21 protein-coding genes are annotated in these 25,884 nt (G+C 67.3%); 10 read left to right on the forward strand and 11 right to left on the reverse strand.

Annotated features, from left to right (window positions below):
* Positions 1-61 precede the first annotated feature (61 nt).
* The gene (locus JHD77_RS05070; protein WP_003084655.1) at positions 62-682 is read left to right on the forward strand and encodes a TetR/AcrR family transcriptional regulator; all 621 of its coding nucleotides are present in this window, start codon (positions 62-64) and stop codon (positions 680-682) included.
* Between the two features lie 36 nt (positions 683-718).
* Here the strand turns inward: JHD77_RS05070 and JHD77_RS05075 are convergent, their stop codons facing one another.
* From JHD77_RS05075 to hydA, 5 genes are all read right to left on the reverse strand, one after another.
* Complete coding sequence (locus tag JHD77_RS05075; protein ID WP_003084657.1) at positions 719-1,990, reverse strand: cytosine deaminase; 1,272 nt, start codon at positions 1,988-1,990, stop codon at positions 719-721.
* Positions 1,980-3,230: a cytosine permease gene (gene codB, locus JHD77_RS05080; RefSeq protein WP_003084659.1), complete on the reverse strand. Its 1,251-nt coding sequence runs from the start codon at positions 3,228-3,230 to the stop codon at positions 1,980-1,982. Before codB ends, JHD77_RS05075 begins: the two co-directional genes overlap by 11 nt.
* A 181-nt stretch (positions 3,231-3,411) precedes the next feature.
* Positions 3,412-4,689, reverse strand: a complete 1,278-nt coding sequence (gene preA / locus JHD77_RS05085) for an NAD-dependent dihydropyrimidine dehydrogenase subunit PreA (protein WP_003118829.1) — start codon at positions 4,687-4,689, stop codon at positions 3,412-3,414.
* On the reverse strand, positions 4,686-6,053 hold the full coding sequence (locus JHD77_RS05090) for an NAD(P)-dependent oxidoreductase (protein WP_003099917.1): 1,368 nt from the start codon (positions 6,051-6,053) through the stop codon (positions 4,686-4,688). Before JHD77_RS05090 ends, preA begins: the two co-directional genes overlap by 4 nt.
* A 94-nt stretch (positions 6,054-6,147) precedes the next feature.
* Positions 6,148-7,587: a dihydropyrimidinase gene (gene hydA / locus JHD77_RS05095; protein ID WP_003099919.1), complete on the reverse strand. Its 1,440-nt coding sequence runs from the start codon at positions 7,585-7,587 to the stop codon at positions 6,148-6,150.
* A 615-nt stretch (positions 7,588-8,202) separates the two neighbouring features.
* Between hydA and JHD77_RS05100 the strand changes: the two genes are divergently transcribed.
* Positions 8,203-9,693 carry an NCS1 family nucleobase:cation symporter-1 gene (locus JHD77_RS05100; RefSeq protein WP_003084674.1) on the forward strand — a complete coding sequence of 497 codons (1,491 nt, stop codon included), beginning with the start codon at positions 8,203-8,205 and terminating at the stop codon, positions 9,691-9,693.
* A gap of 58 nt (positions 9,694-9,751) precedes the next feature.
* A complete protein-coding gene (locus JHD77_RS05105; RefSeq protein ID WP_031756999.1) occupies positions 9,752-11,035 on the forward strand; it encodes a Zn-dependent hydrolase in 1,284 nt (427 codons plus the stop codon).
* 196 nt (positions 11,036-11,231) lie between these two features.
* On the opposite strand, the gene JHD77_RS05110 is transcribed toward JHD77_RS05105, so the two are convergent.
* Both JHD77_RS05110 and JHD77_RS05115 read right to left on the reverse strand, forming a co-directional pair.
* Positions 11,232-12,455 (reverse strand): CaiB/BaiF CoA transferase family protein, encoded by a 1,224-nt coding sequence (locus JHD77_RS05110; RefSeq protein ID WP_003084679.1) that lies wholly within the window; start codon positions 12,453-12,455, stop codon positions 11,232-11,234.
* 119 nt (positions 12,456-12,574) lie between these two features.
* Positions 12,575-13,756: an acyl-CoA dehydrogenase gene (locus tag JHD77_RS05115; protein ID WP_003084682.1), complete on the reverse strand. Its 1,182-nt coding sequence runs from the start codon at positions 13,754-13,756 to the stop codon at positions 12,575-12,577.
* A 220-nt stretch (positions 13,757-13,976) separates the two neighbouring features.
* On the opposite strand from JHD77_RS05115, the gene gcvA reads away from it, so the two are divergent.
* Together gcvA and JHD77_RS05125 are read left to right on the forward strand one after the other, a co-directional pair.
* The gene (gene gcvA, locus JHD77_RS05120; RefSeq protein WP_003084684.1) at positions 13,977-14,885 is read left to right on the forward strand and encodes a transcriptional regulator GcvA; all 909 of its coding nucleotides are present in this window, start codon (positions 13,977-13,979) and stop codon (positions 14,883-14,885) included.
* 151 nt (positions 14,886-15,036) lie between these two features.
* Positions 15,037-15,441 (forward strand): acyl-CoA thioesterase, encoded by a 405-nt coding sequence (locus tag JHD77_RS05125; RefSeq protein WP_003084686.1) that lies wholly within the window; start codon positions 15,037-15,039, stop codon positions 15,439-15,441.
* 42 nt (positions 15,442-15,483) lie between these two features.
* Here JHD77_RS05125 and JHD77_RS05130 read toward each other — a convergent pair whose 3' ends face one another.
* Complete coding sequence (locus JHD77_RS05130; RefSeq protein ID WP_023081626.1) at positions 15,484-17,106, reverse strand: inorganic phosphate transporter; 1,623 nt, start codon at positions 17,104-17,106, stop codon at positions 15,484-15,486.
* Between the two features lie 379 nt (positions 17,107-17,485).
* On the opposite strand from JHD77_RS05130, the gene JHD77_RS05135 reads away from it, so the two are divergent.
* The 3 genes from JHD77_RS05135 to JHD77_RS05145 all read left to right on the forward strand — a co-directional run bounded on the left by JHD77_RS05135 (position 17,486) and on the right by JHD77_RS05145 (position 20,447).
* Entirely contained in the window at positions 17,486-18,817 is a 1,332-nt protein-coding gene (locus JHD77_RS05135; protein ID WP_003099925.1) for an NfeD family protein, read from the forward strand.
* Positions 18,814-19,608, forward strand: coding sequence for a slipin family protein (locus tag JHD77_RS05140; RefSeq protein ID WP_019371385.1), 795 nt, complete (start codon positions 18,814-18,816; stop codon positions 19,606-19,608). The genes JHD77_RS05135 and JHD77_RS05140 overlap by 4 nt, the downstream gene beginning before the upstream one ends.
* A 107-nt stretch (positions 19,609-19,715) precedes the next feature.
* On the forward strand, positions 19,716-20,447 hold the full coding sequence (locus JHD77_RS05145; protein WP_009315073.1) for a substrate-binding periplasmic protein: 732 nt from the start codon (positions 19,716-19,718) through the stop codon (positions 20,445-20,447).
* On the opposite strand, the gene yccS is transcribed toward JHD77_RS05145, so the two are convergent.
* On the reverse strand, positions 20,444-22,645 hold the full coding sequence (gene yccS / locus JHD77_RS05150; protein ID WP_003084700.1) for a YccS family putative transporter: 2,202 nt from the start codon (positions 22,643-22,645) through the stop codon (positions 20,444-20,446). The genes JHD77_RS05145 and yccS overlap by 4 nt on opposite strands.
* A gap of 261 nt (positions 22,646-22,906) precedes the next feature.
* On the reverse strand, positions 22,907-24,283 hold the full coding sequence (dbpA, locus tag JHD77_RS05155; protein WP_003084703.1) for an ATP-dependent RNA helicase DbpA: 1,377 nt from the start codon (positions 24,281-24,283) through the stop codon (positions 22,907-22,909).
* Between the two features lie 347 nt (positions 24,284-24,630).
* Here dbpA and JHD77_RS05160 point away from each other — a divergent pair, with 347 nt between their 5' ends.
* Both JHD77_RS05160 and rloA3 read left to right on the forward strand, forming a co-directional pair.
* Positions 24,631-24,840, forward strand: coding sequence for a cold-shock protein (locus JHD77_RS05160; RefSeq protein ID WP_003084710.1), 210 nt, complete (start codon positions 24,631-24,633; stop codon positions 24,838-24,840).
* A 150-nt stretch (positions 24,841-24,990) separates the two neighbouring features.
* The gene (gene rloA3 / locus JHD77_RS05165; RefSeq protein WP_031756998.1) at positions 24,991-25,515 is read left to right on the forward strand and encodes a retropepsin-like aspartic peptidase RloA3; all 525 of its coding nucleotides are present in this window, start codon (positions 24,991-24,993) and stop codon (positions 25,513-25,515) included.
* On the opposite strand, the gene JHD77_RS05170 is transcribed toward rloA3, so the two are convergent.
* Positions 25,509-25,883, reverse strand: a complete 375-nt coding sequence (locus JHD77_RS05170) for a YkvA family protein (RefSeq protein WP_023086810.1) — start codon at positions 25,881-25,883, stop codon at positions 25,509-25,511. The genes rloA3 and JHD77_RS05170 overlap by 7 nt on opposite strands.
* Position 25,884 lies beyond the last annotated feature (1 nt).

Genomic DNA, 25,884 nt, shown 5'->3' on the forward strand with positions numbered 1-25,884 from the left:
GCGTCGCCGCACGCCCGGATTTGCTGGTAGCCTTGGTTGAATTCGCAGTAATGGATCGCACATGGGCACACACAAGATCGAGATCCGCCGCCGCAACGTCGAGAAGATTCTCCTGGCCGCCGAAAAAGTCTTCGCCGAAAAAGGCTACGCCGGCACCTCCATGGGCAACATCGCCGAAGAAGCCGAACTGCCGCGCTCCAACCTGCACTACTACTTCAGCACCAAGGACGAGCTGTACCGCGACGTCCTCCTCGGCCTGCTCGAGGTCTGGAAGCAGGACGCCCTCTGCTTCGAGATGTTCGATGACCCAAGGGTGGTATTGACCAGCTATATCCGCGCGAAGATGAACCATTCGCGCACCCGCCCGCATGGCTCCAAGGTCTGGGCCAACGAAATCATGCATGGCGCGCCGCTGCTCGGCGCCACCCTCGACGACAGCCTCTACGAATGGGCCAAGATGAAGGAGGCGAAGATCCGCCAGTGGGTCGAGGAAAAGCGCATCCTGTCGATCGAACCGAGCAGCCTGCTCTACATGATCTGGGCCTCCACCCAGCACTACGCCGACTTCGGCTACCAGGTCGAGGTGCTCAACGGCCACCAGCCGCTCAGCGACATGCAGTTCGAAAGGGCGGTGCAGACGGTGACCAGCGTGGTCCTGCGCGGAATCGGATTGGAGCCCTGAGCAGCGGAGCCTTCGCTAGAAGGCTCCGGCGAAGGCTCAGCTGGCGCGGGTGAAGTCCACCGCTTCAGCCTGTTCGAGGAACACCGTGGTCTGCGCCGGGACCGTCTCGGCGAGCAGCCGTCCGCCGCGGATCGAGTAGCGCACCGGGACCTGCCGGCGCACCGCGTCGAAGCCGTCGCGGGCCGGCAGCACCAGCAGGTTGGCCGGATGGCCGACCTCGATGCCGTATTCCCGCAGGCCGAGGGTGCGGGCGCTGTTGCGGGTGATCAGGTCGAGGCCGCCGTCGATCTCGTCGTAGCCCATCATCTGCGTCACGTGCAGGCCCATGTGCAGCACCTGCAGCATGTTCGCGGTGCCCAGCGGGTACCAGGGGTCGAACACGTCGTCGTGGCCGAAGCAGGTGTTGATCCCGGCACCGAGCAGTTCCTTGACCCGGGTGATGCCGCGGCGCTTCGGGTAGTCGTCGAAGCGACCCTGCAGGTGGATGTTCACCAGCGGGTTGGCGACGAAGTTGATTCCCGACAGTTTCAGCAGGCGGAACAGCCGCGAGGTGTAGGCGCCGTTGTAGGAGTGCATCGCCGTGGTGTGGCTGGCGGTGACCCGTGCGCCGAGGCCGTCGCGATGGGCGAGCATGGCCAGGGTCTCGAGGAAGCGCGACTGCTCGTCGTCGATCTCGTCGCAATGCACGTCCACTGGCAGGTCGTAGCGCTTGGCCAGGTCGATGGCCTTGTGCAGCGACTCGACGCCCAGCTCGCGGGTGAATTCGAAATGCGGGATCGCTCCCACCACGTCGGCGCCCAGGCGCAGCGACTCCTCCAGCAGTTCCAGGCCGTTGGGGTAGGAGAGAATGCCCTCCTGAGGGAAGGCGACGATCTGCAGGTCGACCCAGGGCGCCACTTCGCCGCGCACCTCGAGCATGGCCTTGAGCGCGGTGAGGGTCGGGTCGGAGACGTCGACGTGGCTGCGCACGTGCTGCACGCCGTTGGCGATCTGCCATTTCAGGGTCTGCCAGGCGCGCTGCTTGACGTCCTCGTGGCTGAGCAGGGCCTTGCGCTGGGCCCAGCGCTCGATGCCTTCAAACAGCGTGCCGGAGCGGTTCCACTCCGGCTGGCCGGCGGTCTGGGTGGTGTCGAGGTGGATGTGCGGCTCGATGAACGGCGGCACGGCAAGACCGCCGGCGCCGTCCAGGCGCTCGCCGGCGTCGTCGGCGGCCTGTTCCATCGGCACCAGGGCGGCGATACGGCCATCGGCGACGCGCAGTTGCCAGAGACCTTCGCGGCCGCGCAGGCGCAGGTTGTCAATCAGCATGGAGGACCTCTTCTGGTTTGTTCGGGCTGCGGCTCAGCAGGGGATTGAGCAGCAGGTAGGCGATGGCGGCGCCGAGCACCGCGTTGACCGGCACTATCCCCGGCAGCCAGTGGCCGGCGGCGGTGCCGCAGGCGACGGCGAGGATCGCCGCCCAGTTGATCGCCTGGATGTCCGCGCAGGGGTGCTGGCGGTAGCGCCGGCGGCGACTCAGGTAGTCGGCGATGATCACCCCGCCGATGGGCGGGATGGCGGCGGAGAGGAAGGTCAGCCAGCCGACGAAGTGGTTGTACAGCCAGAGCGCGGCGAGGGTGCCGAGGGCGCCGTTGAGCATCGCCAGGAAGCGGCTGGAGAGGCCGGTGATGTTGGCGAAGCCGAGGCCGGAGGCATACAGCGCGTTGTCGTTGGTGGTCCAGATGTTCAGGCCGAGGACCAGGATCGCCGGGATCAGCAGGCCCTGGGCGATCATCACGTCGGAGATGTCCGACTTGCCCACCGCCGCCGCGCCGGCCGCGCCGAAGATGAACATCAGCGAGTTGCCGAGGAAGAACGCCACCAGGCACACCACCACGGCGGTACGCGCGCTGCGGCCGAAGCGGACGAAGTCGGCGGTGAGGGTGCCGGCGCTGACGAACGAGCCGACCACCAGGGCGATCGCGGTCGAGAGGCTCAGCGGCGCGCTCGGCGTCACCTGCTGCAGCGCCGCCAGGCCGCCGGCGTCGCGCACCGCGAGCCATACCGAGTAGCTGCCGAGAACGACGATCGCCGGGACCGCGATGGCCGACAGCAGGGTCAGACCGGCGATGCCGAAGAACACCGTGAGGGTCATAAGCGCTCCGGAAACCAGGATCAGCAGGTTGACGTCGAGGCCGGTGGCCTTGGCCACCGGGATGGCGAACATCGCTACGCCGACGCCGAACCAGCCGACCTGGGTGCCGCCGAGCAACGCCGAGGGCAGCCAGGAGCCCTTGCTGCCGAACGAGTAATGCGCCAGCAGGTGGGTGGAAAGGCCGGTGCGCGCGCCGATGAAGCCGAGGATCGCGGTGTACAGGCCGAGCATCAGGTTGCCCAGCAGCACGGCGAGGAAGAAGTCGTCGTAGCTCAGGCCGGTGCCGAGGGTGCCGCCGGTCCACATGCTGGCGGAAAAGAAGGTCAGGCCGAGCATCACCACGCTCAGGGCCAGCGCGCTCTTGCGCGCTGCCAGCGGGACCGGTTGCTGGCTGTAGTTGCTGTCTGCGGACATGCGCGAGTCTCCGTGGGGCGCCGGCCGTCCGGGAGCGTCGGCCGGGCCGCGGCGAATGGTAGTCGAAGGCGGGTCGATCCGACAGACGCCGTTGCGCGTCGTCGGACCGCAGCGGCACGCAGGAAGCGTGCCGGCGCGCGGCAGGGCGGCGTCCGCCGGGGATGCGGGCGCCGCCCTGCGTTCAGGAGGCTTCGCGGTAGGGGTTGCGCGGATCCTGGGTCCAGTTGAGATAGGGCTTGCCGGTGTCCTGCGGCACCATTTCGATGCAGTTCTCCACCGGACAGGTGATCTGGCACAGGTTGCAGCCCACGCACTCGGCGTCGATCACTTCGTAGCGGTGTGTACCGTCGGCCCGGGGCAGGCTGGCGATGGCCTGGTGCGAGGTGTCCTCGCAGGCGATATGGCAGCGGCCGCAACCGATGCAGGCGTCCTGGTCGATGCGGGCGATCACCTGGTAGTTGATGTCCAGGTACTTCCAGTCGGTGGTATTGCCCACCGCGCCGCCGCTGAAATCGGACAGCCGCTGGTAGCCATGGCTGTCCATCCAGCGCGCGAGACCGTCCTGCATGTCCTCGACGATACGGAAGCCGTGCAGCATCGCCGCCGTGCATACCTGCACCGCGCCGCAGCCGAGCGCGACGAATTCCGCTGCGTCGCGCCAACTGCCGATACCGCCGATGCCACAGATCGGCAGGCCGCGGGTCTGCGGGTCGCGGGCGATCTCGGCGACCATGTTCAGGGCGATCGGCTTCACCGCCGAGCCGCAGTAGCCGCCGTGGGTGCTCTGGGTGCCGACCACGGGCAGGGCGACCATGCGCTCCAGGTCGACGCTGGTGATCGAGTTGATGGTGTTGATCAGCGACACCGCGTCGGCGCCGCCGCGATGGGCGGCGCGCGCCGACTGGCGGATGTCGGTGATGTTGGGGGTGAGCTTGACGATCACCGGCAGCGAGCAGTGGGTCTTGCACCAGCGGGTGACCATCTCCACGTACTCCGGTACCTGGCCCACCGCCGCGCCCATGCCGCGCTCGGGCATGCCGTGGGGGCAACCGAAGTTCAGCTCGATACCGTCGGCGCCGGTGGCTTCCACCAGCGGCAGGATGTATTTCCACGACTCCTCGACGCAGGGCACCATCAGCGACACGATCAGCGCGCGGTCTGGCCAGTCCTTCTTCACCTGGGCGATCTCGCGCAGGTTGATCTCCAGCGAGCGGTCGGTGATCAGCTCGATGTTGTTGATCCCCTGCACCTGGCGGTTCGGTCCGAAGTGCGCGGAATAACGCGACGACACGTTGACCGCCGCGGGGTCTTCGCCGAGGGTCTTCCAGACCACCCCGCCCCAGCCCGCCTGGTAGGCGCGGACCACGTTGTAGGCCTTGTCGGTGGGCGGCGCGGAGGCCAGCCAGAAGGGGTTGGGCGACTTGATGCCGGCGAATTCGATAGACAGGTCGGCCATCACGCAGCCTCCACGTTGAGCATGAGTTGGGCGTGGATCGCTTCCGCCGCCAGTTTGCCGTGCTGCACCGCCTGCACGGTGAGGTCCTCGCCGAGCGCCACGCAGTCGCCGCCGGCGTAGATGCCGGGGATGCTGGTGCGCATCTGTCCGTCGACCTGGATGCGCTCGCCGTCGCGCCGCAGTTGCGCTGCCAGCGGATCGCCCAGGCTGGCGCCTTCGAAGGCCTGGCCGATGGCCTTGAAGATGGCGTCGGCGGCCAGTTCGAAGTGCTCGCCGGTGTCGCCCAGGCGACCGTTCTCCAGGCGCGTGCGGGCGAAGCGCATGCCGCGCACCCGGCCGTGCTCGTCGAGCAGTACCCGTTCCGGTCGGGCCCAGGTCAGCAGGCGCACCTGGCTGGCCTTGGCGATCTCCTGCTCATGGCCGGTGGCGCCCATTTCCTCGAAGCCACGGCGGTAGACCAGGTTGACGTCGCGGGCGCCGAGCCGGCTCATCTGCACCGCCATGTCGATGGCGGTGTTGCCGGCGCCGATGACGATGCAACGGTCGGCGACGGGCAGGTCGAGCAGGTCGTCGCTCTGCCGCAGTTCGCGGATGTAGTCGGTGGCGGCGAGCAGGCCGGGGGCGTCCTCGTCTTCCAGGCCGAGGCGCTTGCTGGCGGCCAGGCCGATGCCGAGGAACACCGCGTCGTACTCGTCGTGCAGGGCGCCGAGCGCCAGGTTGTCGCCGAGACGCTGGCCGTGGCGCAGTTCGATACCGCCGATCTGCAGGAGGAATTCCACTTCGCGCCGGGCGAAGTCGTCCACCAGCTTGTAGCGGGCGATGCCGTACTCGTTGAGGCCGCCGGCCTTGGCGCGGGCCTCGAAGAGCACCACGTCGTGGCCGTGCATGGCCAGGCGGTGGGCGCAGGACAGCCCGGCCGGCCCGGCGCCGACCACGGCGATGCGCTTGCCGGTGGCCGGCGAGCGCTTGAACGGATGTTCGCCGAAGCCGGCGTGGTCGAGGGCGTAGCGTTGCAACTGGCCGATCAGCACCGGTGCGCATTCCTGGGCGTTGTTGCGTACGCAGGCCCGCTGGCAGAGGATTTCCGTGGGGCAGACGCGGGCGCAGCTGCCGCCGAGGATGTTCGCCGAGAGGATCTTCTGCGCCGCGCCCTGGACATTCTCCTGGGCGATGCTGCGGATGAACCCGGGGATGTCGATCTCGGTCGGGCAGGCGTTGACGCAGGGCGCGTCGTAGCAGTACAGGCAGCGGGCGCTTTCCAGGGCGGCCTGGCGGGCGTTGAGCGGCGGCGCGAGGTCGGCGAAGCGCTCGGCGAGCGTGTCCGCGCCGGTGTCCGGACGGGGGAGGTGGTTCAGGGAATCGATCACGGTTGTAGCCTCTCTTCTGGTTTCTTCTCGGGGCAGTCAACGGCAATACGGCACCGTCCGGCCTCTACGGGCCGGTCCGGTATTGCGGGAAGGATCAGCGCTCGACGGCGACCGGGCGCTGGCGTTCGGCGCGGCGGCCGAGCACTTCGTACACCGACGGGTAGGCCGGGCGCTCCACGTAGCGTCCGGCGCCGGGTTCGGCGCGCAGGTCGCCTGCGGCCCAGAGCAGCTTGCCCTGGCTGATGGTGTGGCTGGGAATGCCGCGCACGGTGCGACCTTCGAAGATGTTGAAATCGACCCGCTGGTGATGGGTGGCGGCCGAGAGGGTGCGGCTGCCCTGCGGGTCCCAGAGCACCAGGTCGGCATCCGCGCCGACGCGGATCGCGCCCTTGCGCGGGAACAGGTTGAAGATCTTCGCGGTGTTGGTGGAGGTCAGCGCGACGAACTCGTGCATCGACAGGCGCCCGCTGTTGACCCCGGCGTCCCACAGCAGCGCCATGCGGTCCTCGATGCCGGCCGTGCCATTGGGAATCTTGCTGAAGTCGTCGCGGCCCATGGCCTTCTGCTCGGCGCAGAAGCAGCAGTGGTCGGTGGCGGTGGTATGCAGGTTGCCGGACTGCAGGCCGCGCCACAGCGCTTCCTGGTGTTCGACGGGACGGAACGGCGGGCTCATCACGTAGCCGGCCGCGGTGGCCCAGTCCGGGTGGCGGTAGACGCTGTCGTCGAGCAGCAGGTGCCCGGCCAGCACCTCGCCGTAGACCGGCTGGCCCTTGGCGCGGGCATAGGCGATCTCGTCCAGCGCCTCGCGGCTGGAAATATGCACCAGGTACAGCGGCGTACCCAGCGTCTCGGCGATGCGGATGGCGCGGCTGGCGGCCTCGCCCTCGACTTGCGGCGGACGCGACAGCGGATGCGCCTCGGGGCCGGTGAGGCCCTGGGCGAGGAGTTTCTGCTGCAGGTGGAAGACCAGTTCGCCGTTCTCCGCGTGCACCGTCGGCACCGCGCCCAGCTCCAGGCAGCGCTCGAAGCTGGCCACCAGGGTATCGTCGGCGGCCATGATGGCGTTCTTGTAGGCCATGAAGTGCTTGAAGCTGTTCACCCCGTGCTGTGCCACCAGCTCGCCCATTTCCCGGGCGACCTCGTCGCTCCACCAGGTGATGGCGACGTGGAAGCCGTAGTCCGCAGCGGATTTCTGCGCCCAGCCGCGCCAGGTGTGGAAGGCCTCCAGCAGCGACTGTCGCGGGTTGGGGATGACGAAGTCGATGATCGAGGTGGTCCCTCCGGCCAGCCCGGCCGCGGTGCCGCTGAAGAAGTCCTCGCTGGCCACCGTGCCCATGAAGGGCAACTGCATGTGGGTATGGGGGTCGATGCCGCCCGGCATCAGGTACTGGCCACCGCCGTCGAGGACGTCGCAGCCGGAGGGGGTTTCGAGGTTCTCGCCGATGGCCTGGATGAGGCCGTTGGCACAGAGCACGTCGGCTCGATAACTCTCTTCGTGAGTAACCACGGTGGCGCCACGGATCAACAGGGACATGCCGTCTTTCCTCGCAGGCTGACCGGTCGTTGCCGGTTCTTGAAATTGTTTTTTCGCCATGCGCCGAGGACTTTTGTAATCCTGTCAGCGCTGACAGGATTCGAATCTAGATGCTGATCATCGATTGAGCAAGATTATTTTCAAATGGTTGTTTGAGTTTGTAACTTATTGATTTTAAATAATTAAAAATAAATATCACCAAAATGGTGAGGGTTCTCACTATTTTGACGCGCTTGACAAGAATTCAAAAAGGTCGAGATTTCCCATGCAAAATCAGCCGCTTGAAAGCCGTGTTCGAACGGTTGTGGGGAGATGAAAAAAGTTCGCCTGCACTCCTTTGGTTCCTGACCGGGGCGACAGGCTCGCGCATTTCCCCCGGTGACACGCCGGACTGCCCGTCGGCGTGTCACCGACGTTGTCGATGAAGTGTTTCAGATCAGTCGGTTACCTCCAGTAGACCGGCCTGCCCAGTGACGTCGCGGGGTTTTCGGCACGCTTATTGAGTGCCGCCCGCCACGGCATTGTCCGGACCGGAGGTGCAGTACTGGTGGTGCGGTACTCCGGCCATCGCATTAGCCCGATGAGCGAATAACTAAAAGAATTCTGGAGAGGCCCATGCAACAGAGCAGATCGGAAGTGACCGAGCGCGACGGCTTGGTCGAGCTGTCCGCCGGCAGCGACGTACTCGACAGCCCCCGCTACAACCACGACATCGCCCCGACCCGGGTGGAACAGCGTACCTGGAACAGGTGGCACATCACCGCGCTGTGGATCGGCATGTCCATCTGCGTGCCCACCTACACCCTCGGCGGCGTCCTCACCGCCTACTTCGGCCTCAGCGTCGGCGAAGCGCTGCTGGCGATCCTGCTGGCCAACCTGGTGGTGCTGATCCCGCTGACCCTCAATGCCTTCGCCGGCACCCGCTACGGCATTCCCTTCCCGGTGCTGCTGCGCGCTTCGTTCGGCATCATCGGCTCCAACGTGCCATGCCTGATCCGCGCCGTGGTCGCGTGCGGCTGGTTCGGCATCCAGACGCTGTTCGGCGGGCTGGCGATCCATCTCTTCCTCGGTTCGATCTTTCCCGCCTGGAAAGCCCTCGGCGGTACCGGCGAGGTGATCGGTTTCCTCCTGTTCTGGGGGCTGAACCTGTGGGTGGTGCTGCGCGGCGCGGAGTCGATCAAATGGCTGGAGACACTCTCGGCACCGCTGCTGGTGCTGGTCGGCCTCGGCCTGCTGGTGTGGGCGCTGCCGCACATATCGGTCAGCGAACTGCTGGCGCAGCCGCCGAAGCGCCCGGAAGGCGCCAGCGTCACCGGCTACTTCATGGCCGGGCTGACGGCGATGGTCGGCTTCTGGGCCACGCTGTCGCTGAACATCCCCGACTTCAGCCGCTATGCGCGTAGCCAGAAGGACCAGATACTCGGGCAGATCTTCGGCCTGCCGCTGACCATGTTCCTGTTCGCCGCCCTCGGCGTGGTGATGACCGCCGCCTCGGCTTCGCTGGTGGGCGAGACGGTTTCCGACCCGGTCAGCCTGATCGGCCACATCCCCAGCCCCGGCTGGGTGGCGGTGGCGATGGCGTTGATCATCGTCGCCACCCTCTCGACCAACACCGCGGCGAACATCGTCTCGCCGACCAACGACTTCCAGAACATCGCACCGAAACTCATCGGCCGCACCCGCGCCGTCTGGCTCACCGGTTTCATCGGCCTGGCGCTGATGGCCCACGAGTTGCTGAAGAAGCTCGGCTGGATCGTTTCCGACCTCAGCCTGGAAAGCGTCTACTCCAACTGGCTGCTCGGCTACTCCAGCCTGCTCGGGCCGATCGCGGGGATCATGGTGGTGGACTACTTCCTGGTGCGCAGGCAACGCCTCGACCTCGCCGGACTCTACCGCGACGACGTCTACCCGGCCTGGAACTGGCCCGGCTTCGCCGCCTTCGCGGTGCCGGTGGCGCTGACCGTCATGGCCCTCGGCAACCGCCAGTTCCACTGGTTCTACGACTACGGCTGGTTCACCGGCTCGCTGCTCGGCGGCGCGCTCTACTACGGCCTCTGCGGCCGCCGTGCGCGGAGCCCGGCGGCATTGGCCAAACCGCTGCCCTGATGGGCATACAGGCGGCCGGCGAGCCGCCGACACCTACTCCAAGCCTGAGGAGACGACAATGAGCACTGCCCGGAACGTCCTGCAATCCACCCAGCGACACATCGATGGCCAGCGCCTCTGGCAATCGCTGATGGATCTCGCCCGCCTCGGCGCCACCGCCAAGGGTGGGGTCTGCCGCCTGGCCCTGAGCGATCTCGACCGCCAGGCCCGCGATCTCTTCGTGCAATGGTGCGAAGCGGCCGGCTGCACGGTCAGCGTCGATCGGGTCGGCAACATCTTCGCCCGTCGTCCCGGGCGTAACCCGGACTTGCCCCCGGTGATGACCGGTAGCCACATCGACACCCAGCCCACCGGTGGCAAGTTCGACGGCTGCTTCGGGGTGATGGCCGGCCTCGAGGTGATCCGCACCCTCAACGACCTCGGGGTGGAAACCGAGGCGCCGCTGGAGGTGGTGGTGTGGACCAACGAGGAAGGCTCGCGCTTCGCGCCCTGCATGATGGGCTCGGGCGTATTCGCCGGGAAGTTCACCCTGGAGGAGACCCTGGCCAAGCGCGATGCCGACGGTGTCAGCGTAGGCGAGGCGCTGGACGCCATCGGCTACGCGGGAGCGCGCGATTGTCTCGGACATCCGGTGGGCGCCTATTTCGAGGCGCACATCGAACAGGGGCCGATCCTCGAGGACGAGGAGAAGACCATCGGCGTGGTGCTCGGCGCGCTCGGGCAGAAATGGTTCGACCTGTCCCTGCGCGGCGTCGAGGCACACGCCGGGCCAACGCCGATGCACCTGCGCAAGGATGCCCTGGTCGGTGCCGCGGCGGTGGTCGAGGCGGTCAATCGCGCGGCCCTCGGCCATCAGCCGCATGCTTGCGGCACGGTCGGCTGCCTGCACGCCTATCCCGGTTCGCGCAACGTGATACCCGGCGAAGTGAAGATGACCCTGGACTTCCGCCATCTGCAACCGGAGCGCCTGGACTCGATGATCGCCGAGGTCCGCCAGGTGATCGCCGCTACCTGCGAGAAGCATGGCTTGCAATACGAGCTGGTGCCGACCGCCGATTTCCCGCCGCTGTACTTCGACCAGGGATGCGTCGGCGCGGTGCGCGAGGCGGCGCAGGCGCTGGGCATGCCGCAGATGGACATCGTCAGCGGCGCCGGCCACGACGCGATCTTCCTCGCCGAACTCGGTCCGGCGGGGATGATCTTCGTGCCCTGCGAGAACGGCATCAGCCACAACGAGATCGAGAACGTCAGCCCCGACGACCTGGCCGCCGGCTGCGCGGTGCTGTTGCGGGCCATGCTCAAGGCCTCCGAGGCGATCGCCGGCGGCCGCCTGGCGGCCTGAGTGGCGCTTCCATCGAGGCGCCGGCATCGACCGCCTTCTACACGGGTACGGTAGGGCGAATAACGCCAGGGGCGTTATCCGCCGATGCGCGGCTGGGCGGCGGATAACCGCGTTGCGGTTATGCGCCCTACGTGGTGCTGCGCGGGGTACGGTGGGGCGTTGTCCGTCGATGCGTCGCTGGGGCGGGGCGCGGGGCTCAGATCACCTTGCCGTCGCGCAGCCTTTCCAGCGCGGCCGCGTCCAGGCCGAGGAGCGTCTCGAGGACCTCATCGGTGTGCTGGCCGAGGGTGGGCGGCGGGTTGCGGTATTCCACCGGCGTCTCGGACAGGCGGATCGGGCTGGCCACCTGCGGCACCGTCCCGGCCAGCGGGTGCGGTAGCTCCACGCGCAGGCCGCGGGCCTGCACCTGCGGGTCGGCGAACACCTGCGCCAGGTCGTTGATCGGCCCGCAGGGCACGCCGGCGCGCTCCAGGGAAAGAATCCACTCGGCGGTGGTGTGCAGCACCGTGGCCTGGCGGATCAGCGGGATCAGCACCTCGCGGTTGGCCACCCGCGCCTTGTTGGTGGCGAAGCGCGGGTCGTCGGCCCATTCCGGGTGGTCTGCCAGCTCGGCGAACTTGCGGAACTGGCTGTCGTTGCCGACCGTGAGGATCATGTCGCCGTCGGCGGTGGGGAAGTCCTGGTATGGCACGATGTTCGGGTGTGCGTTGCCCAGGCGCCGCGGCGGCACGCCGGTGGTCAGGTAGTTGAGGGTCTGGTTGGCCAGGCAGGCGACCTGCACGTCGAGCAGGGCCATGTCGATGTGCTGGCCGATGCCGCTGACGTCGCGGTGGGCGAGGGCGGCGAGCACCGCGGTGGAGGAGTACAGCCCGGTGAGGATATCGGTCAGCGCCACGCCGACCTTCACCGGACCGGCGCCTTCCTCGTTGTCGGCGCGCCCGGTGAGGCTCATCAGGCCGCCCAGGCCCTGGATCATGAAGTCATAGCCGGCGCGCTTGGCATAGGGGCCGGACTGGCCGAAGCCGGTGATCGAACAGTAGATCAGCTTCGGGTTGACCTGCTTCAGCGATTCATAGTCGAGGCCATAGGCCTTGAGCCCGCCGACCTTGAAGTTCTCCAGCAGGATGTCGGCCTTGGCCGCCAGTTCGCGAACGATGCGCTGGCCTTCCGGCTGGGTGAAGTCCACCGTCACCGACTTCTTGTTGCGGTTGGCCGACAGGTAGTAGGCCGCCTCGCTGGTGTCGTTGCCTTCGGCATCCTTGAGGAACGGCGGGCCCCAGGCGCGGGTGTCGTCGCCGCTGCCGGGGCGCTCGATCTTGATCACCTCGGCGCCGAGGTCGGCGAGGATCTGCCCGGCCCAGGGGCCGGCCAGGACACGGGACAGGTCGAGTACGCGGATATGGGAAAGGGCGCCGGGCATGACGGTTCTCGCTGCTGGGGGCTGGAAACGGAAATGGCCGGGAAGACGGGTTCCTTGCCCGTCTCCCCGGCGGCCGGCGCGCTACCGTGAAAAAGCGCGCCGGGGTGTTGCTCGGTGGCTCAGAAGAATGCCTGGATGCCGGTCTGCGCGCGGCCGAGGATCAGCGCGTGGACATCGTGGGTGCCCTCGTAGGTGTTCACCACTTCCAGGTTGACCAGGTGGCGGGCGATGCCGAATTCGTCGGAGATGCCGTTGCCGCCCAGCATGTCGCGGGCCAGGCGGGCGATGTCGAGGGCCTTGCCGCAGCTGTTGCGCTTCATGATCGAGGTGATTTCCACCGCCGCGGTGCCTTCGTCCTTCATCCGCCCCAGGCGCAGGCAGCCTTGCAGGGCCAGGGTGATCTCGGTCTGCATGTCGGCCAGCTTCTTCTGGATCAGTTGGTTGGCGGCCAGCGGGCGGCCGAACTGCTGGCGGTCGAGCACGTACTGGCGGGCGGTGTGCCAGCAGAATTCGGCGGCGCCCAGGGCGCCCCAGGAGATCCCGTAGCGCGCCGAGTTCAGGCAGGTGAACGGACCGCGCAGGCCGCGCACTTCGGGGAAGGCGTTCTCTTCCGGAACGAACACGTTGTCCATCACGATCTCGCCGGTGATCGAGGCACGCAGGCCGACCTTGCCATGGATCGCCGGGGCGCTCAGACCTTCCCAGCCCTTCTCGAGGACGAAGCCGCGGATCTGCCCTTCGTCATCCTTGGCCCAGACCACGAAGACGTCGGCGATCGGGCTGTTGGTGATCCACATCTTGCTGCCGCTCAGGCGATAGCCGCCGTCGACCTTCTTCGCCCGGGTGACCATCGAGCCCGGGTCGGAACCGTGGTTCGGCTCGGTCAGGCCGAAGCAGCCGATGTATTCGCCGCTGGCCAGCTTGGGCAGGTACTTCTGCCGGGTGGCTTCGTTGCCGAATTCATGGATCGGCACCATCACCAGCGAGGACTGCACGCTCATCATCGAGCGATAGCCGGAGTCGACGCGCTCGACTTCGCGAGCGATCAGGCCATAGCAGACGTAGTTGAGGCCGCTGCCGCCGTAGGCTTCGGGAATGGTCGCGCCGAGCAGGCCGGTCTCGCCCATCTCGCGGAAGATCTTCGGGTCGGTCTGTTCGTGGCGGAAGGCCTCGAGCACGCGCGGGGCCAGCTTGTCCTGGGCGAACTGCTGGGCGCTGTCGCGAACCATGCGCTCTTCTTCGGTGAGCTGCTGGTCCAGCAGCAGGGGATCTTCCCAGTTGAAGCTAGCTTTGGTGGCCATGCGTACATCCTCGTCAAGCGGTAGCGGAGGCTGGCGTGGGCCAGCCGGAATGGAAGCATCCTAAGAGCCTAGCGAATGGGGCGGCAAACGAGGAATTCGCACGCACTTGTGCTATTTTCTCACTCCGAGAAAATGAGTCTCGTATTTCATGCCCTTGAAGAGGCGCGAGGAATCGTGACCTGGGCGTCATAGATGCGAAACCGGCACTCCGGAGTCCTCCATGCGACGCAAGATCCCTTCCACCGCCGCGCTGGTCAGCTTCGAATCCGCCGCGCGCCACGAGAGCTTCACCAAGGCGGCGGAGGAGTTGTCCCTGACCCAGAGCGCGATCTGCCGGCAGATCGCCACGCTCGAGGAGTTCCTCGGTGTCGAGCTGTTCCGTCGCTCGCGGCGCGGGGTCAAGCTCACCGAGGCCGGGCTGTCCTATAGCCGGCGGGTGGCGGTACGCCTCGACGCGGTGGAGCGCGACACCCTGGCGGTGATGGGGCACCAGGGCGGCGGCGCGATCGAACTGGCGGTGGTGCCGACCTTCGGCACCCAATGGCTGTTGCCGCGGCTCAAGCGTTTCCAGCGGCTGCACCCGGAGGTCACGATCAACCTGACCAACCGCACCCGCCCGTTCCTCTTCGCCGACACCGAGTTCGACGCCGCGCTGTACTTCGGCGACGCCGACTGGTCGGGTACCGTCTCGCATTTCCTGATGCGCGAGAATCCGGTGCCGGTGTGCAGCCCGGAGCTGCTGGGCGGGCGTCGAACGCTGAGCGCCGAGCAGGTCGCCGGGCTGCCGCTGATGCAGCAGAGCACCCGGCCCTACGCTTGGCGCCAGTGGTTTCACTCCCAGGGACTGAACGTCGCCCACGACATGAGCGGGCCGCGCTACGAGCTGTTCTCCATGCTTGCCCAGGCGGCCATGCACGGCATGGGCGTGGCCCTCATACCGCCCTTCCTGATCCAGGACGAGCTGGCCGACGGAAGGCTTATCGTGCCCATGCAACATGCCTATTTGAGCGAGAATGCGTATTACCTGATCATTCCCGAGCGCAGGGTCGAATCGGCGATGCTCAATGCCTTCCGCGACTGGCTGGTGGAAGAGGCCAGGCAGTACCGCGAGGCCAACGGGCTGGGCTGAACGCGCAGGAACATCGGGTGGCGCAGGCAGGACGCGCCGCCCCGGGACCGGGCCGATCCGCCGGGTCCCGCGGAGCCGCGGCGGCGATACCGCCGGGCATCCTCCACGACGGCCAGGATGGCGGCCGCGGAGCACCACACCAGGAGTTCACATGAATTTCCACACCCGCAAGTGGGTCAAGCCAGAAGATCTCAACCCCAACGGCACCCTGTTCGGCGGCAGCCTGCTGCGCTGGATCGACGAAGAAGCGGCGATCTACGCGATCATCCAGCTGGGCAACCAGCGCGTGGTCACCAAGTACATTTCCGAGATCAACTTCGTCAGCTCGGCGCGCCAGGGCGACATCATCGAGCTGGGCATCACCGCCACCGACTTCGGTCGTACCTCGCTGACCATGACCTGCCACGTGCGCAACAAGATCACCCGCAAGAGCATCCTCACCATCGACAAGATGGTCTTCGTCAACCTCGGCCCGGACGGCCTGCCGGCGCCCCACGGCAAGACCGAGATCACCTACATCAAGGACCAGTTCAAGGAAGACGAAGTCCTGCCCTGATCGGCGCGACGAGCGGCCGGCACCCGTGCCGGCCGCCGTGTTTCAGAACAGCCGGGTGAGCAGCCAGTAGAGCGAGGCCGAGAGCAGGATCGCCGCCGGCAGCGTCAGCACCCAGGCCATCAGCAGGTTGCGGATGGTCTTCCACTGTAGTCCCGAACCGTTCGCCGCCATGGTCCCGGCCACCCCGGAAGACAGCACATGGGTGGTGGATACCGGCAAGCCATACAGGTCCGCCGCGCCAATGGTCAGCATCGCCACGGTTTCCGCCGAGGCGCCCTGGGCGTAGGTCAGGTGGGTCTTGCCGATCTTCTCGCCGACCGTCACCACGATGCGTTTCCAGCCGACCATGGTGCCCAGGCCGAGGGCGATGGCCACGGCGATCTTCACCCATAGCGGGATGAACTTGGTGGCGTCGTCGATCTTCCGCTTGAACGCCTGCAACTTGCCGCGGGTGTCGGCGTCGAAGCGGCCGACGTCGTCCTTGTCCATCAGGCGGATCGCCTCGGAGGTCAGGTACATGTCGTTGCGCACGTTGCCCATGGCTTGCGCCGGTACCCGCGAGAACGCGCCATAGCCTTTCACTTCCTGGCCGATCGAGCCGGTCAGGGCGGCCAGCGCCGGGATCAGCTCAGGCGATGCCTGCTTGCTGCGCACGTAGTCGGAGAGTACCTGGCGCGGATCGGCCGGCGCCGGTTGCGGCGCGCTCTTCACCAGCGCTTGCCGGGTGACCTCGGCGACGGCGGCGAACTGCACTGCCTGGTCCGCCGGCATGGTGCGGTTCAGGGCGTAGGCCATCGGCAGGGTGCCGACCAGGATCAGCATGATCAGGCCCATGCCTTTCTGCCCGTCGTTGGAGCCGTGGGCGAAGGACACCCCGGTACAGGTCAGGATCAGCAGGCCGCGGATCCACCAGGGCGGCGGCGCCTTGCCCTTCGGCGCCTTATACAGCGCGCGGTTCTTCACCAGCAGGCGCAGCGCCAGGAGCAGCAGGGCGGCGCAGGCGAAGCCGATCAGCGGCGAGAGCAGCAGGGAATAGCCGACCTTGGTCGCCTGGCCCCAGTCCACCCCGCTGGTGCCGTCGCGCCCGTGCATCAGCGCGTTGGCCACGCCGACGCCGATGATCGAGCCGATCAGGGTGTGCGAGGACGACGCCGGCAGGCCCAGCCACCAGGTCCCGAGGTTCCACAGGATGGCGGCGATCAGCAGGGCGAAGACCATGGCGAAGCCGGCCGAGGAACCGACCTGCAGGATCAGTTCCACCGGCAGCAGGGCGATGATGCCGAAAGCCACCGCGCCGCTGGAGAGCAATACGCCGAGAAAGTTGAAGCAACCCGACCAGACCACCGCGAAGTGCGGCGGCAGCGAGTGGGTGTAGATCACCGTGGCCACCGCGTTGGCAGTGTCGTGGAAGCCGTTGACGAACTCGAAGCCGAGGGCGATCAGCAGGGCCACGCCGAGCAGCAGGAAGGGCGTCCAGGTGGTGATCGCGGAACCGACGTCATCGACGTCCTGCATCAGGCTGTAGGCGCTGAACAGCAGTCCGGTGGCGAGCACGGCGAAGAATACGAAGGCGGTGAGGCGGCCGGGGCGCTGCTCGAGATGGGGCTTGTGCGCGTTGCCGGCGGCACTGGCGACGGCGACGGCGGGAAGGACATCGGAGGTCATGGTGCGGGTCCGCGCTGGGGATGACCGGCACATGATGGGCAGGCGATTGTGACAAGTTATGTCTTTCGCATACCGGCTTCGTCTGGCGAAGAAAGGACAAGGGCCGCGGGAGGCCGCCGGAAGCCGGATGGGGTCGGGCGCCAGGCGGCCTGCCCGCTGCGGCCGCGAAGATTAATGAATTCCTGTGGCGAGTGCCATCATTTCGTCGCTAAAAAGTTGGCATGTTGAGGGATTTGCCGATCCGGACACGCGCGGGGAAGGCGAGAGCCACTGGACTAGACTGAGAAGTGCGCGGCGGGGCCGGTCGCTTGCCGGCCCGGTGCGCGGGACGAGCGCCTTCGTCCCGGGGTGGCCCGGCCGGGCGGTCGGGGAGGTCGATATGCGGATGCCGTGCCGGCTCGCGCTGGCGCTGTTGCTGTGCTTCGCCGGCCCGGCCTGTCTCGCGGCCTCCGGACCGGTACGGGTGCTCTCGGTGGATGGTGCGATCGGCCCGGCCAGCGCCGATTACCTGGTGCGCGGCATCGAGCGTGCCGCCGAGGACGGCGCGCAACTGGTGGTGCTGGAACTGGACACGCCCGGCGGCCTGGACGCATCGATGCGGCGCATCGTCAAGGCGATCCTCGCCAGCCAGGTGCCGGTCGCCGGTTTCGTCGCGCCCAGCGGGGCGCGGGCGGCGAGCGCCGGCACCTACATCCTGTATGCCTGCCATATCGCAGCGATGGCGCCGGGGACCAACCTCGGCGCCGCCACCCCGGTGCGCCTGGGGACGCCGGACAAGCCCGCAGAGAAGCCCCCGGCGCGGGACGCCGAACCCATGGCGCGCAAGCAGGTCAACGACGCCGCCGCCTATATCCGTGGCCTCGCGCAGTTGCGCGGGCGCAACGTCGAATGGGCCGAGCGCGCGGTGCGCGAGGCGGTCAGCCTGGCGGCGCACGAGGCGGCGGCGCAGAAGGTGATCGACCTGCAGGCCCGCGACCTGCCCGACCTGCTGCGCCAGCTCGACGGCCGCAGCCTGCGCGTCGGCGAGCGCGCGCTTACCCTGGCTACCGCCGGCGCCACGGTCGAGCGCCAGGCACCGGACTGGCGCGCGCGGTTGCTGGCGGTGCTCACCGATCCCAGCGTGGCGCTGATCCTGATGATGATCGGCATCTACGGGCTGATCTTCGAACTGGCCAATCCCGGCATGGCGTTGCCCGGCGTGCTCGGCGGCATCTGCCTGCTGCTTGGCCTGTACGCCCTGCAGATGCTGCCGGTCAACTACGCCGGGCTGGCGCTGATCGCGCTGGGCCTGGCGTTCATGGTGGGCGAGGCGTTCGTCGCCAGCTTCGGCGTGCTCGGCATCGGCGGAATCGTCTCGTTCGTGGTCGGCGCGCTGATCCTGATCGATACCGAGGTGCCCGGCTACGGCATTCCGCCCGGCCTGGTGGTGGCCTTGGCGTTGCTCAGCGCCGCGCTGATCGTCGGTCTGCTGGGCATGGCCCTGCGTACTCGCCGGCAAGCGGTGGTAAGTGGCACCGCCGGATTGGTCGGCAGCCTGGCGACGGTGGCGGCGGTGGATTCCGAACAACCCTGCGCAGGCTGGGTGCTGCTCCAGGGCGAGCGCTGGCGGGTGCTCGCCGCGCGGCCGCTGGCGGTGGGCCAGCCGGTCTGGGTGCTGGCGCGCAAGGGCCTGCTCCTGGAAGTCGCGCTGGCCGATGAAGGAGGTGGATGATGGGTATTTCCTATGGTTTGGCGATGTTGCTGGTGTTCCTCGCGCTGCTGCTGTTCAGCGCGCTGCGCATCCTCCGCGAGTACGAGCGCGGCGTGGTGTTCCAGCTCGGGCGGTTCTGGAAGGTCAAGGGGCCGGGGCTGGTGCTGGTGATCCCGGCGATCCAGCAGATGGTGCGCATCGACCTGCGCACCATCGTCCTCGACGTGCCGCCGCAGGATGTGATTTCCCGCGACAACGTTTCGGTGAAGGTCAACGCGGTGGTGTACTTCCGCGTGCTCGATCCGCAGAAGGCGATCATCCAGGTGGAGAACTACCTGGCCGCCACCAGCCAGTTGGCCCAGACCACCCTGCGCGCGGTGCTGGGCAAGCACGAGCTGGACGAGATGCTCGCCGAGCGCGAGCGCCTGAACCTGGATATCCAGCAAGTGCTCGATGCGCAGACCGACGCCTGGGGCATCAAGGTGGCGAATGTGGAAATCAAGCACGTCGATCTCAACGAATCGATGGTCCGCGCCATCGCCCGGCAGGCCGAGGCGGAGCGTGAGCGCAGGGCCAAGGTGATCCATGCCGAGGGCGAGCTGCAAGCCTCGGAGAAACTCATGCAGGCGGCGCAGATGCTCGGCCGGCAGAGTGGCGCCATGCAGTTGCGCTACATGCAGACCCTCGGCGCGATCGCCGGCGACAAGAGTTCGACCATCGTCTTCCCGATGCCGATCGAACTCTTCGGCGGCAAGTACGCAGGTGCCGCGCCGCGGAACGAAAAGGCCGCCGAAGAGGATGAGGAGAGGTGAACGCGCGCGGTTTGTGATGGAAATATCATCGAGCCGCGACACGGGGACATGCGTGCCCGGGGTCGGGATGGCTATGCTGTGGCGATCCACTCCCGGGACGCTCCTTCATGCTGCGATGCGCACTCCTGCTGCTGACATTGCTCCTCCCTTGCGCGCTGCCTGCCGCCAACCTGCGCCTGGTCGGCGACTCCTGGCCGCCTTTCGTCGATTCGCGCCTGCCTGGCAACGGCCTGGCGGTGGAACTGGTGACCACCGCGCTCAAGCGCGCCGGCTTCGACTCGAGCTTCCAGCAGGTACCCTGGTCGCGTGCCCTGCACGGCGTGCGCAGCGGCGACTACGACATCGCCCTGAGCGCCTGGTACGAGCCCGCCCGCAGCCTCTACGGGCAGTTTTCCCGCGCCTACCTGAGCAACCGCATTCGCCTGCTGCAACGCAAGGGGCGGGGTATCGAGTTTTCCCGCCTGAGCGACCTGCGTCCCTACCGCATCGCGGTCGTGCGCGACTATGCCTACGCGCCCGAATTCGACCGTGACAGCCGTCTGCAGAAGGTCAACGTGACCAGCTTCGCCAACGCCGCGCGGATGCTCGAGGCGGGGCGGGTCGACCTGGCGGTGGAGGACGAGCTGGCGCTGGGGGTCGCCTTCAAGGGCGAGCTGGCCGATTTGCGCGACAAGCTGGAGGTACTGCCCACCCCGCTTGGCGAGAACGGCCTGCACCTGCTGGTGAGCCTGAGGAATCCCCGGCATGACGAGATCGTCGACGGCTTCGACCTGGCCATCCGCGGCATGCGCGACGACGGCAGCTACCAGCGCCTGCTGGAGCGCTACGGCGCGCGCTAGGGCTGGCCTGGCAGCGGCTGCGCGCCGGCCAGTTCCTTCTTCAGCAAGTGCGCGGCCAGGGTGCGCAGCGGGGCGAGCTGGCGACAGATGTGCGCCAGTTGGGTCTGTACCAGGCGATGGCTGTCGTCCATGTCCTCGGGCATCTGCTCCAGTTCCTTGGCCAGCGCTTCCTCCTCTTCGCTGTAGATGGCGACCGGGCGTTTCTGTTCCAGGCTCGCGGCGATTTCCTCGAGGCTGGCGGAGAGCCGCTCGGCGGCGCGCTCCAGGAGGCCGTCGCTGGCGTCCTCGGGCAGGCTTTCGCGGTGCGCGCCGAGGCCGGATAGATAGCTGAGCAGGGTGTGCGAGAGGACCAGGAAGCGGAAGCCGATCTCGGCGTCCTTCCTGAAGTGGCCGGGCTCCAGGAGCATGTTCGACAGGGTGGTCGAGAGCGCCGCGTCGGCGTTGTGCGCGTTGCGCCGGGCGGTGCGGTAGTCGAGGTCGTCGCGCTTGCCGGTGGCGTACTGCTGCATGATCTGCCGCAGGTAGCGGCTGTTGCAGGCGAGGGTGTTGGCGAGCATGCGGTTGAGCCGGCGGCCCTGCCAGTCGGGCAGCACCAGGAACACCGCGAGGCCGGCGATCAGGCTGCCTAGCAAGGTATCGAACAGGCGGGGCAGGATCAGCCCGTAGCCATCGCCGACCTGGTTGAAGCAGAACAGCACCAGCAGGGTGATCGCCGCCGTCGCCAGGGTATAGCGACTGCTGCGGGTGGCGAAGAAGGCGACCCCGGCGGCGACCGCGAACAGCGACTGCACCAGCGGGCTGGGGAACAGGTCGATCAGCGCCCAGCCGACCACCAGGCCGACCACCGTACCTAGGATCCGCTGCACCAGGCGCAGGCGGGTCGCGCCATAGTTGGGCTGGCAGACGAACACCGTGGTGAGCAGTATCCAGTAGCCCTGGGTCGGGTGGATCCAGTGCAGCACGCCGTAGCCGGCGGTCAGCGCCAGGGCCATGCGCAGGCCGTGGCGGAACAGCAGCGAGGTCGGGGTAAGCTGCTGGCGCAGGCGCTCGAAGGCGTCCTTCAGGCTGCGCGGCGAGCGGTCGAGCAGGGCGCTGTCCTGTTCGTCGGCGATGGCGTCCGGGTTGCTCGCCCCGGCCAGCTTGCGGTCCAGCGTGGTGAGGTTGGCGGCCAGGGCGCCGAGCGAGCGCAGCAGGCCCTTCCAGGCCGGGTTGCTCTGCTGGCGCAGGTGTTCGAGCGAGGCCTGGAGGTCTTCCAGGGCCAGCTCGCGGTCGGCGTAGTCGAACGGCTGGCGCAGGCGGATAGCCCGCGCCAGGGCCTGGCAGGCCTTGCCCTGCTGGTTGAGCAGGCGCTGGCAGCGGAACAGCACGTCGCTGTGGAAGAACGCCTCGGCCAGCCGGTTGTACGGGTAGTGCGAGGAACTGGCGCGCTCGTGGACGTCCTGGGCGATGAAATAGAGCTTCAGGTAGCGGCTCACCTTGGGGCCCGGCCGACCATGGCCGAGGCGGTTGAGAATGGTCTCCTTGGCCTGGTTCAGCGCCACCACCACCTTGCCGTTCTGCCGTGCCAGGGCGAGGCGCTGGCCCTCCACGTCGAGCTGGCGCAACGGTTCGAACAGGCTCGACTTGATCCTCAGGTATTCGCCCAGCTCGAAATACAGGCGGGAAAGACTCTGCTGCACCGGCTGGTTGGAGAACAGCGCGTTCCACAGCACTGAGAGCAGCCCGTACCAGGCCGCCCCGGCCACCAGCAGCAGCGGTTCGTGCCAGACATCGGCGACCTCACCGCCGCGCTGGTCCACGCCGATCATGGTGTAGATCGAGAGGATCAGGGTCGCCGAGGCGATCGCCGCATAGCGCTCGCCCAGGGCGCCGAGGAGGATCATGCCGAACGCCGACAGCGCCATCCCGGAAACGAACAGCCAGGGATAGGGGAACAGCAACTCGACGGCGAAGGCGGCGACGCTGAAGCACAGCAGGGTCACCAGCAGCGCTTGCAGGCGGCCGAGCCAGTTGTCGTCGGTCTCCGCCAGGGCGCTGGCGATGATCCCGAGGAACAGCGGGATCAGCAGCTCGATGCGGTCCTGCCACCAGCACAGCAGCAGGGCGCCGGCCAGGGCGATGAACACCCGCAGGCTGTAGGCGAACTTGTCGAGGGCCCAGAGGCGGCGGAGCGTGTGTGTCAGCGAAGAGGGCGGCATGGGGGCGGAGTGCTATCCGATGGTCCGTGGTTCAGCCTATGTGGCCTGTCCGGCTAATTCAATCGGCCGATTTCGCGCGACTGGAAGTCCGCTGCCCGCCGCAGTCGCAGGAAACGCTGCCGTGGGCAACTCGGTCGAGCCGGGCATCTGGCGGATGCAGGCTTCGTGCCTGCGAACGCTAAGACGTCGTCGCCGCGCCGGAAGTTACCCGGCGGCGATATCGCTCGCCGGAGCGGGCCCGGCGAGCGAAGCGGCGGCGCGCTACAGCAGGCGGACCTTGAACGAGCGCCCCTTGATCTTGCCTTCGCTCAGGCGCTTGAGGGCCTGGTGGGCGAGGCCGCGCTCGATGGCGACGAAGGCCTGGAAGTCGAAGATGGCGATCTTGCCCACCGCGCTGCCGGGCAGCCCGGCGTCGCCGGTGAGGGCACCGAGCAGGTCGCCGGGGCGCACCTTGTCCTTGCGTCCGCCGGCGATGCACAGGGTGCTCATCGGCGGCAGCAATGGCTCCGGGCTGGCCTTCAACTGGCCGAGGGCGTACCAGGCCAGCGGCTGCTTCTGCAGGTCCTCGATGGCCTGCGCACGGCTGGCCTCGGCCGGTGCCACCAGCGACAGGGCCAGGCCTTTCTCGCCGGCGCGACCGCTGCGTCCGATGCGATGGATGTGGACCTCCGGGTCGCGCGCCAGCTCGACGTTGATCACCGTTTCCAGGGCGGCGATGTCCAGCCCGCGGGCGGCCACGTCGGTGGCCACCAGTACGTTGCAACTGCGGTTGGCGAACACCGTCAGGACCTGGTCGCGCTCGCGCTGCTCCAGGTCGCCGTGCAGGGCCAGGGCGGAAATCCGCTGCGCCTTCAGTGCGTCGGCCAGCTCCTGGCACTGCTGGCGGGTCTGGCAGAAGGCCACGCAGGACTGCGGCCGGAAATGCTGGAGCAGGCGTACCACGGCGTCCATGCGCTGCTTCGGATCGATCTCGAAGAAGCGCTGCTCGATCTGGCTGTCGGCGTGCAGCGACTCGACCTTCACCTGTCGCGGATCGCGCATGAAGGTCTTCGCCAGCTTCTCGATGCCGTCCGGGTAGGTGGCGGAGAACAGCAGGGTCTGCCGGCGCTCGGGGAGCTGGCCGATGATCTCGGCGATGCTGTCGTAGAAGCCCATGTCGAGCATCCGGTCGGCTTCGTCGAGGACTAGGGTATTGAGCCCGTCGAGGACCAGGGTGCCTTTGCGCAGGTGCTCCTGGATGCGCCCCGGGGTGCCGACCACCACGTGCGCGCCGTGCTCCAGCGAAGCCACCTGCGGGCCGTAGGGGACGCCGCCGCAGAGGGTCAGGACCTTGATGTTGTCGGCGGCGCGGGCCAGCCGGCGGATCTCCTTGGCGACCTGGTCGGCCAGTTCGCGGGTCGGGCACAGCACCAGCGCCTGGCAGCCGAAGTAGCGCGGGTTCAGCGGGCTGAGCAGGGCGAGGCCGAAGGCCGCGGTCTTGCCGCTGCCGGTCTTGGCCTGGGCGATCAGGTCGTGGCCCTGGAGGATCAGCGGCAGGCTCTGCGCCTGGATCGGCGTCATCTCCCGGTAACCGAGGGAGTCGAGATTGGCCAGGAGGTCCGCGGAAAGCGGCAGCGAGGAGAAAGCGGTGGAGGTCACGGGGCAGGGCTCGGCAGGCGATACGAGCGGCTAGTCTAGCAGCCTGCGGCGGCTTGCCGCGTGCGATCGCCGCCGGAGCAGCAGCGACAGGCAATGTATCTTTGGCCAGTACCGTTCGTCCGAAAAACGAAAAAAGCGCGTTTCTGTATTTTTATACAGGTTCGCTTTCCTCAGTTTTTTGTCGTAGAGTGCTGACACTGTGTTTGCATGGGTCGCCGTCGATCGTGACCTGATGCGGTCGGAAATTCCAGCCCGTCCTGCTCGACTCCTTGTAACTCCTTGCAACTCAGTTACCGGCTACGATTTCGTGGCTAAATCAATACCCATAGTTCCAAGGAGAACTTGCAATGTCCCGTCAGAACGGCACCGTTAAGTGGTTCAACGAAACCAAAGGCTACGGCTTCATTACCCCGGAAAGCGGCCCGGACGTTTTCGTTCACTTCCGTGCCATCGAAGGTAACGGCTTCAAGACTCTGGCCGAAGGCCAGAAGGTCAGCTTCGAAGTCGTACAAGGCCAGAAAGGCATGCAGGCCGAGCGCGTTCAGGTGATCAACTAAGATCCCTGGGCCCCAGCCCGAAGAACCCGGATGGAAGCATCCGGGTTTTTTATTGCCCGGAGAAAACCGTCACACTGTCTTCGCCTGCCGTTCACCCTGTCTTGACGAGTTCCCGCCCAGAGTGGCCCGGTCCCGTTCGGAGTCGTTTCGATGAAGCCTGTGCAATCCCGTCGTCTGGCCTTCGCCGCGCTGTTGTCGCTGTCGTTCTCTTCCGCGTCCTGCCATGCCGCCACCGAGCACTGGGGCTGGATCGAGCAGTCCTGGCTGATGCCCGAGCGCATGCAGGCCAAGGCCAAGCTGGATACCGGCGCGCTGACCTCGTCGCTGGACGCGAGGAATATCCATCGCTACAGGAAGGACGGCGAGCGCTGGGTGCGCTTCGATGTCGTGCTGCCCACCGCCGACAGCAAGGCGCCGGTCAGCGTGACCTTCGAGCGCAAGGTGCTGCGGCTGATCAAGGTACGCGGCGCCGGCGGCAGCGACAGCCGTCTGGTGGTGGCGATGGACATCTGCCTGGGCGCCAAGCTGCTGCGCGAGCAGTTCTCCCTGCGCGACCGCGGCAACATGAACTATCCGGTGCTGCTCGGTCGCCGCACGCTCGAACACCTCGGCGCGGTCGACGTGTCCCGAACCTTTACCCGCAAACCTACCTGCAGCGCGCTCGCCGCTCAGTAGAAGAACCAGCGCAGCAGTCCAGCGCCCAGCGCCACCCAGAACAGCACGATCAGCGCAGCCATCCACAGGTTGCGCGGGTGCGTCTCGACCTCGCGAGCCCGCGCGCGGCACTCGGCGAGCAGCGTGGGTGGGGTGAGGCGGATCGCCAGCCAGATCCCCAGCGGCACCAGCAACAGGTCGTCGAGGTAGCCGAGCAGCGGTATGAAGTCCGGGATCAGGTCGATCGGACTCAGCGCATAGGCCACCACCAGCAGAGCCACCAGTCGGGCCAGCCAGGGCATGTGCTGATGGCGGCTGCACAGCCAGAGGGCGATGACCTCGGTCTTCAGCTCGCGAGCCCAGCGCTTGAGCGTAGCGATCCAGGCCATC

The organism is Pseudomonas sp. P20 (assembly GCF_016463925.1).
Classification (GTDB): Bacteria; Pseudomonadota; Gammaproteobacteria; order Pseudomonadales; family Pseudomonadaceae; genus Pseudomonas; species Pseudomonas aeruginosa.

Bases quoted from the DNA above. Each gene is read 5' to 3' on its own strand.
- JHD77_RS05170 (WP_023086810.1), bottom strand. From the start codon at position 25,883: ATGGCCTGGATCGCTACGCTCAAGCGCTGGGCTCGCGAGCTGAAGACC.
- JHD77_RS05145 (WP_009315073.1), top strand. From the start codon at position 19,716: ATGCTGCGATGCGCACTCCTGCTGCTGACATTGCTCCTCCCTTGCGCG.
- rloA3 (WP_031756998.1), top strand. From the start codon at position 24,991: ATGAAGCCTGTGCAATCCCGTCGTCTGGCCTTCGCCGCGCTGTTGTCG.
- JHD77_RS05100 (WP_003084674.1), top strand. From the start codon at position 8,203: ATGCAACAGAGCAGATCGGAAGTGACCGAGCGCGACGGCTTGGTCGAG.
- hydA (WP_003099919.1), bottom strand. From the start codon at position 7,587: ATGTCCCTGTTGATCCGTGGCGCCACCGTGGTTACTCACGAAGAGAGT.
- JHD77_RS05140 (WP_019371385.1), top strand. From the start codon at position 18,814: ATGATGGGTATTTCCTATGGTTTGGCGATGTTGCTGGTGTTCCTCGCG.
- gcvA (WP_003084684.1), top strand. From the start codon at position 13,977: ATGCGACGCAAGATCCCTTCCACCGCCGCGCTGGTCAGCTTCGAATCC.
- JHD77_RS05135 (WP_003099925.1), top strand. From the start codon at position 17,486: ATGCGGATGCCGTGCCGGCTCGCGCTGGCGCTGTTGCTGTGCTTCGCC.
- JHD77_RS05160 (WP_003084710.1), top strand. From the start codon at position 24,631: ATGTCCCGTCAGAACGGCACCGTTAAGTGGTTCAACGAAACCAAAGGC.
- JHD77_RS05110 (WP_003084679.1), bottom strand. From the start codon at position 12,455: ATGCCCGGCGCCCTTTCCCATATCCGCGTACTCGACCTGTCCCGTGTC.
- JHD77_RS05130 (WP_023081626.1), bottom strand. From the start codon at position 17,106: ATGACCTCCGATGTCCTTCCCGCCGTCGCCGTCGCCAGTGCCGCCGGC.
- yccS (WP_003084700.1), bottom strand. From the start codon at position 22,645: ATGCCGCCCTCTTCGCTGACACACACGCTCCGCCGCCTCTGGGCCCTC.
- JHD77_RS05115 (WP_003084682.1), bottom strand. From the start codon at position 13,756: ATGGCCACCAAAGCTAGCTTCAACTGGGAAGATCCCCTGCTGCTGGAC.
- JHD77_RS05125 (WP_003084686.1), top strand. From the start codon at position 15,037: ATGAATTTCCACACCCGCAAGTGGGTCAAGCCAGAAGATCTCAACCCC.
- JHD77_RS05075 (WP_003084657.1), bottom strand. From the start codon at position 1,990: ATGCTGATTGACAACCTGCGCCTGCGCGGCCGCGAAGGTCTCTGGCAA.
- JHD77_RS05105 (WP_031756999.1), top strand. From the start codon at position 9,752: ATGAGCACTGCCCGGAACGTCCTGCAATCCACCCAGCGACACATCGAT.
- JHD77_RS05070 (WP_003084655.1), top strand. From the start codon at position 62: ATGGGCACACACAAGATCGAGATCCGCCGCCGCAACGTCGAGAAGATT.
- codB (WP_003084659.1), bottom strand. From the start codon at position 3,230: ATGTCCGCAGACAGCAACTACAGCCAGCAACCGGTCCCGCTGGCAGCG.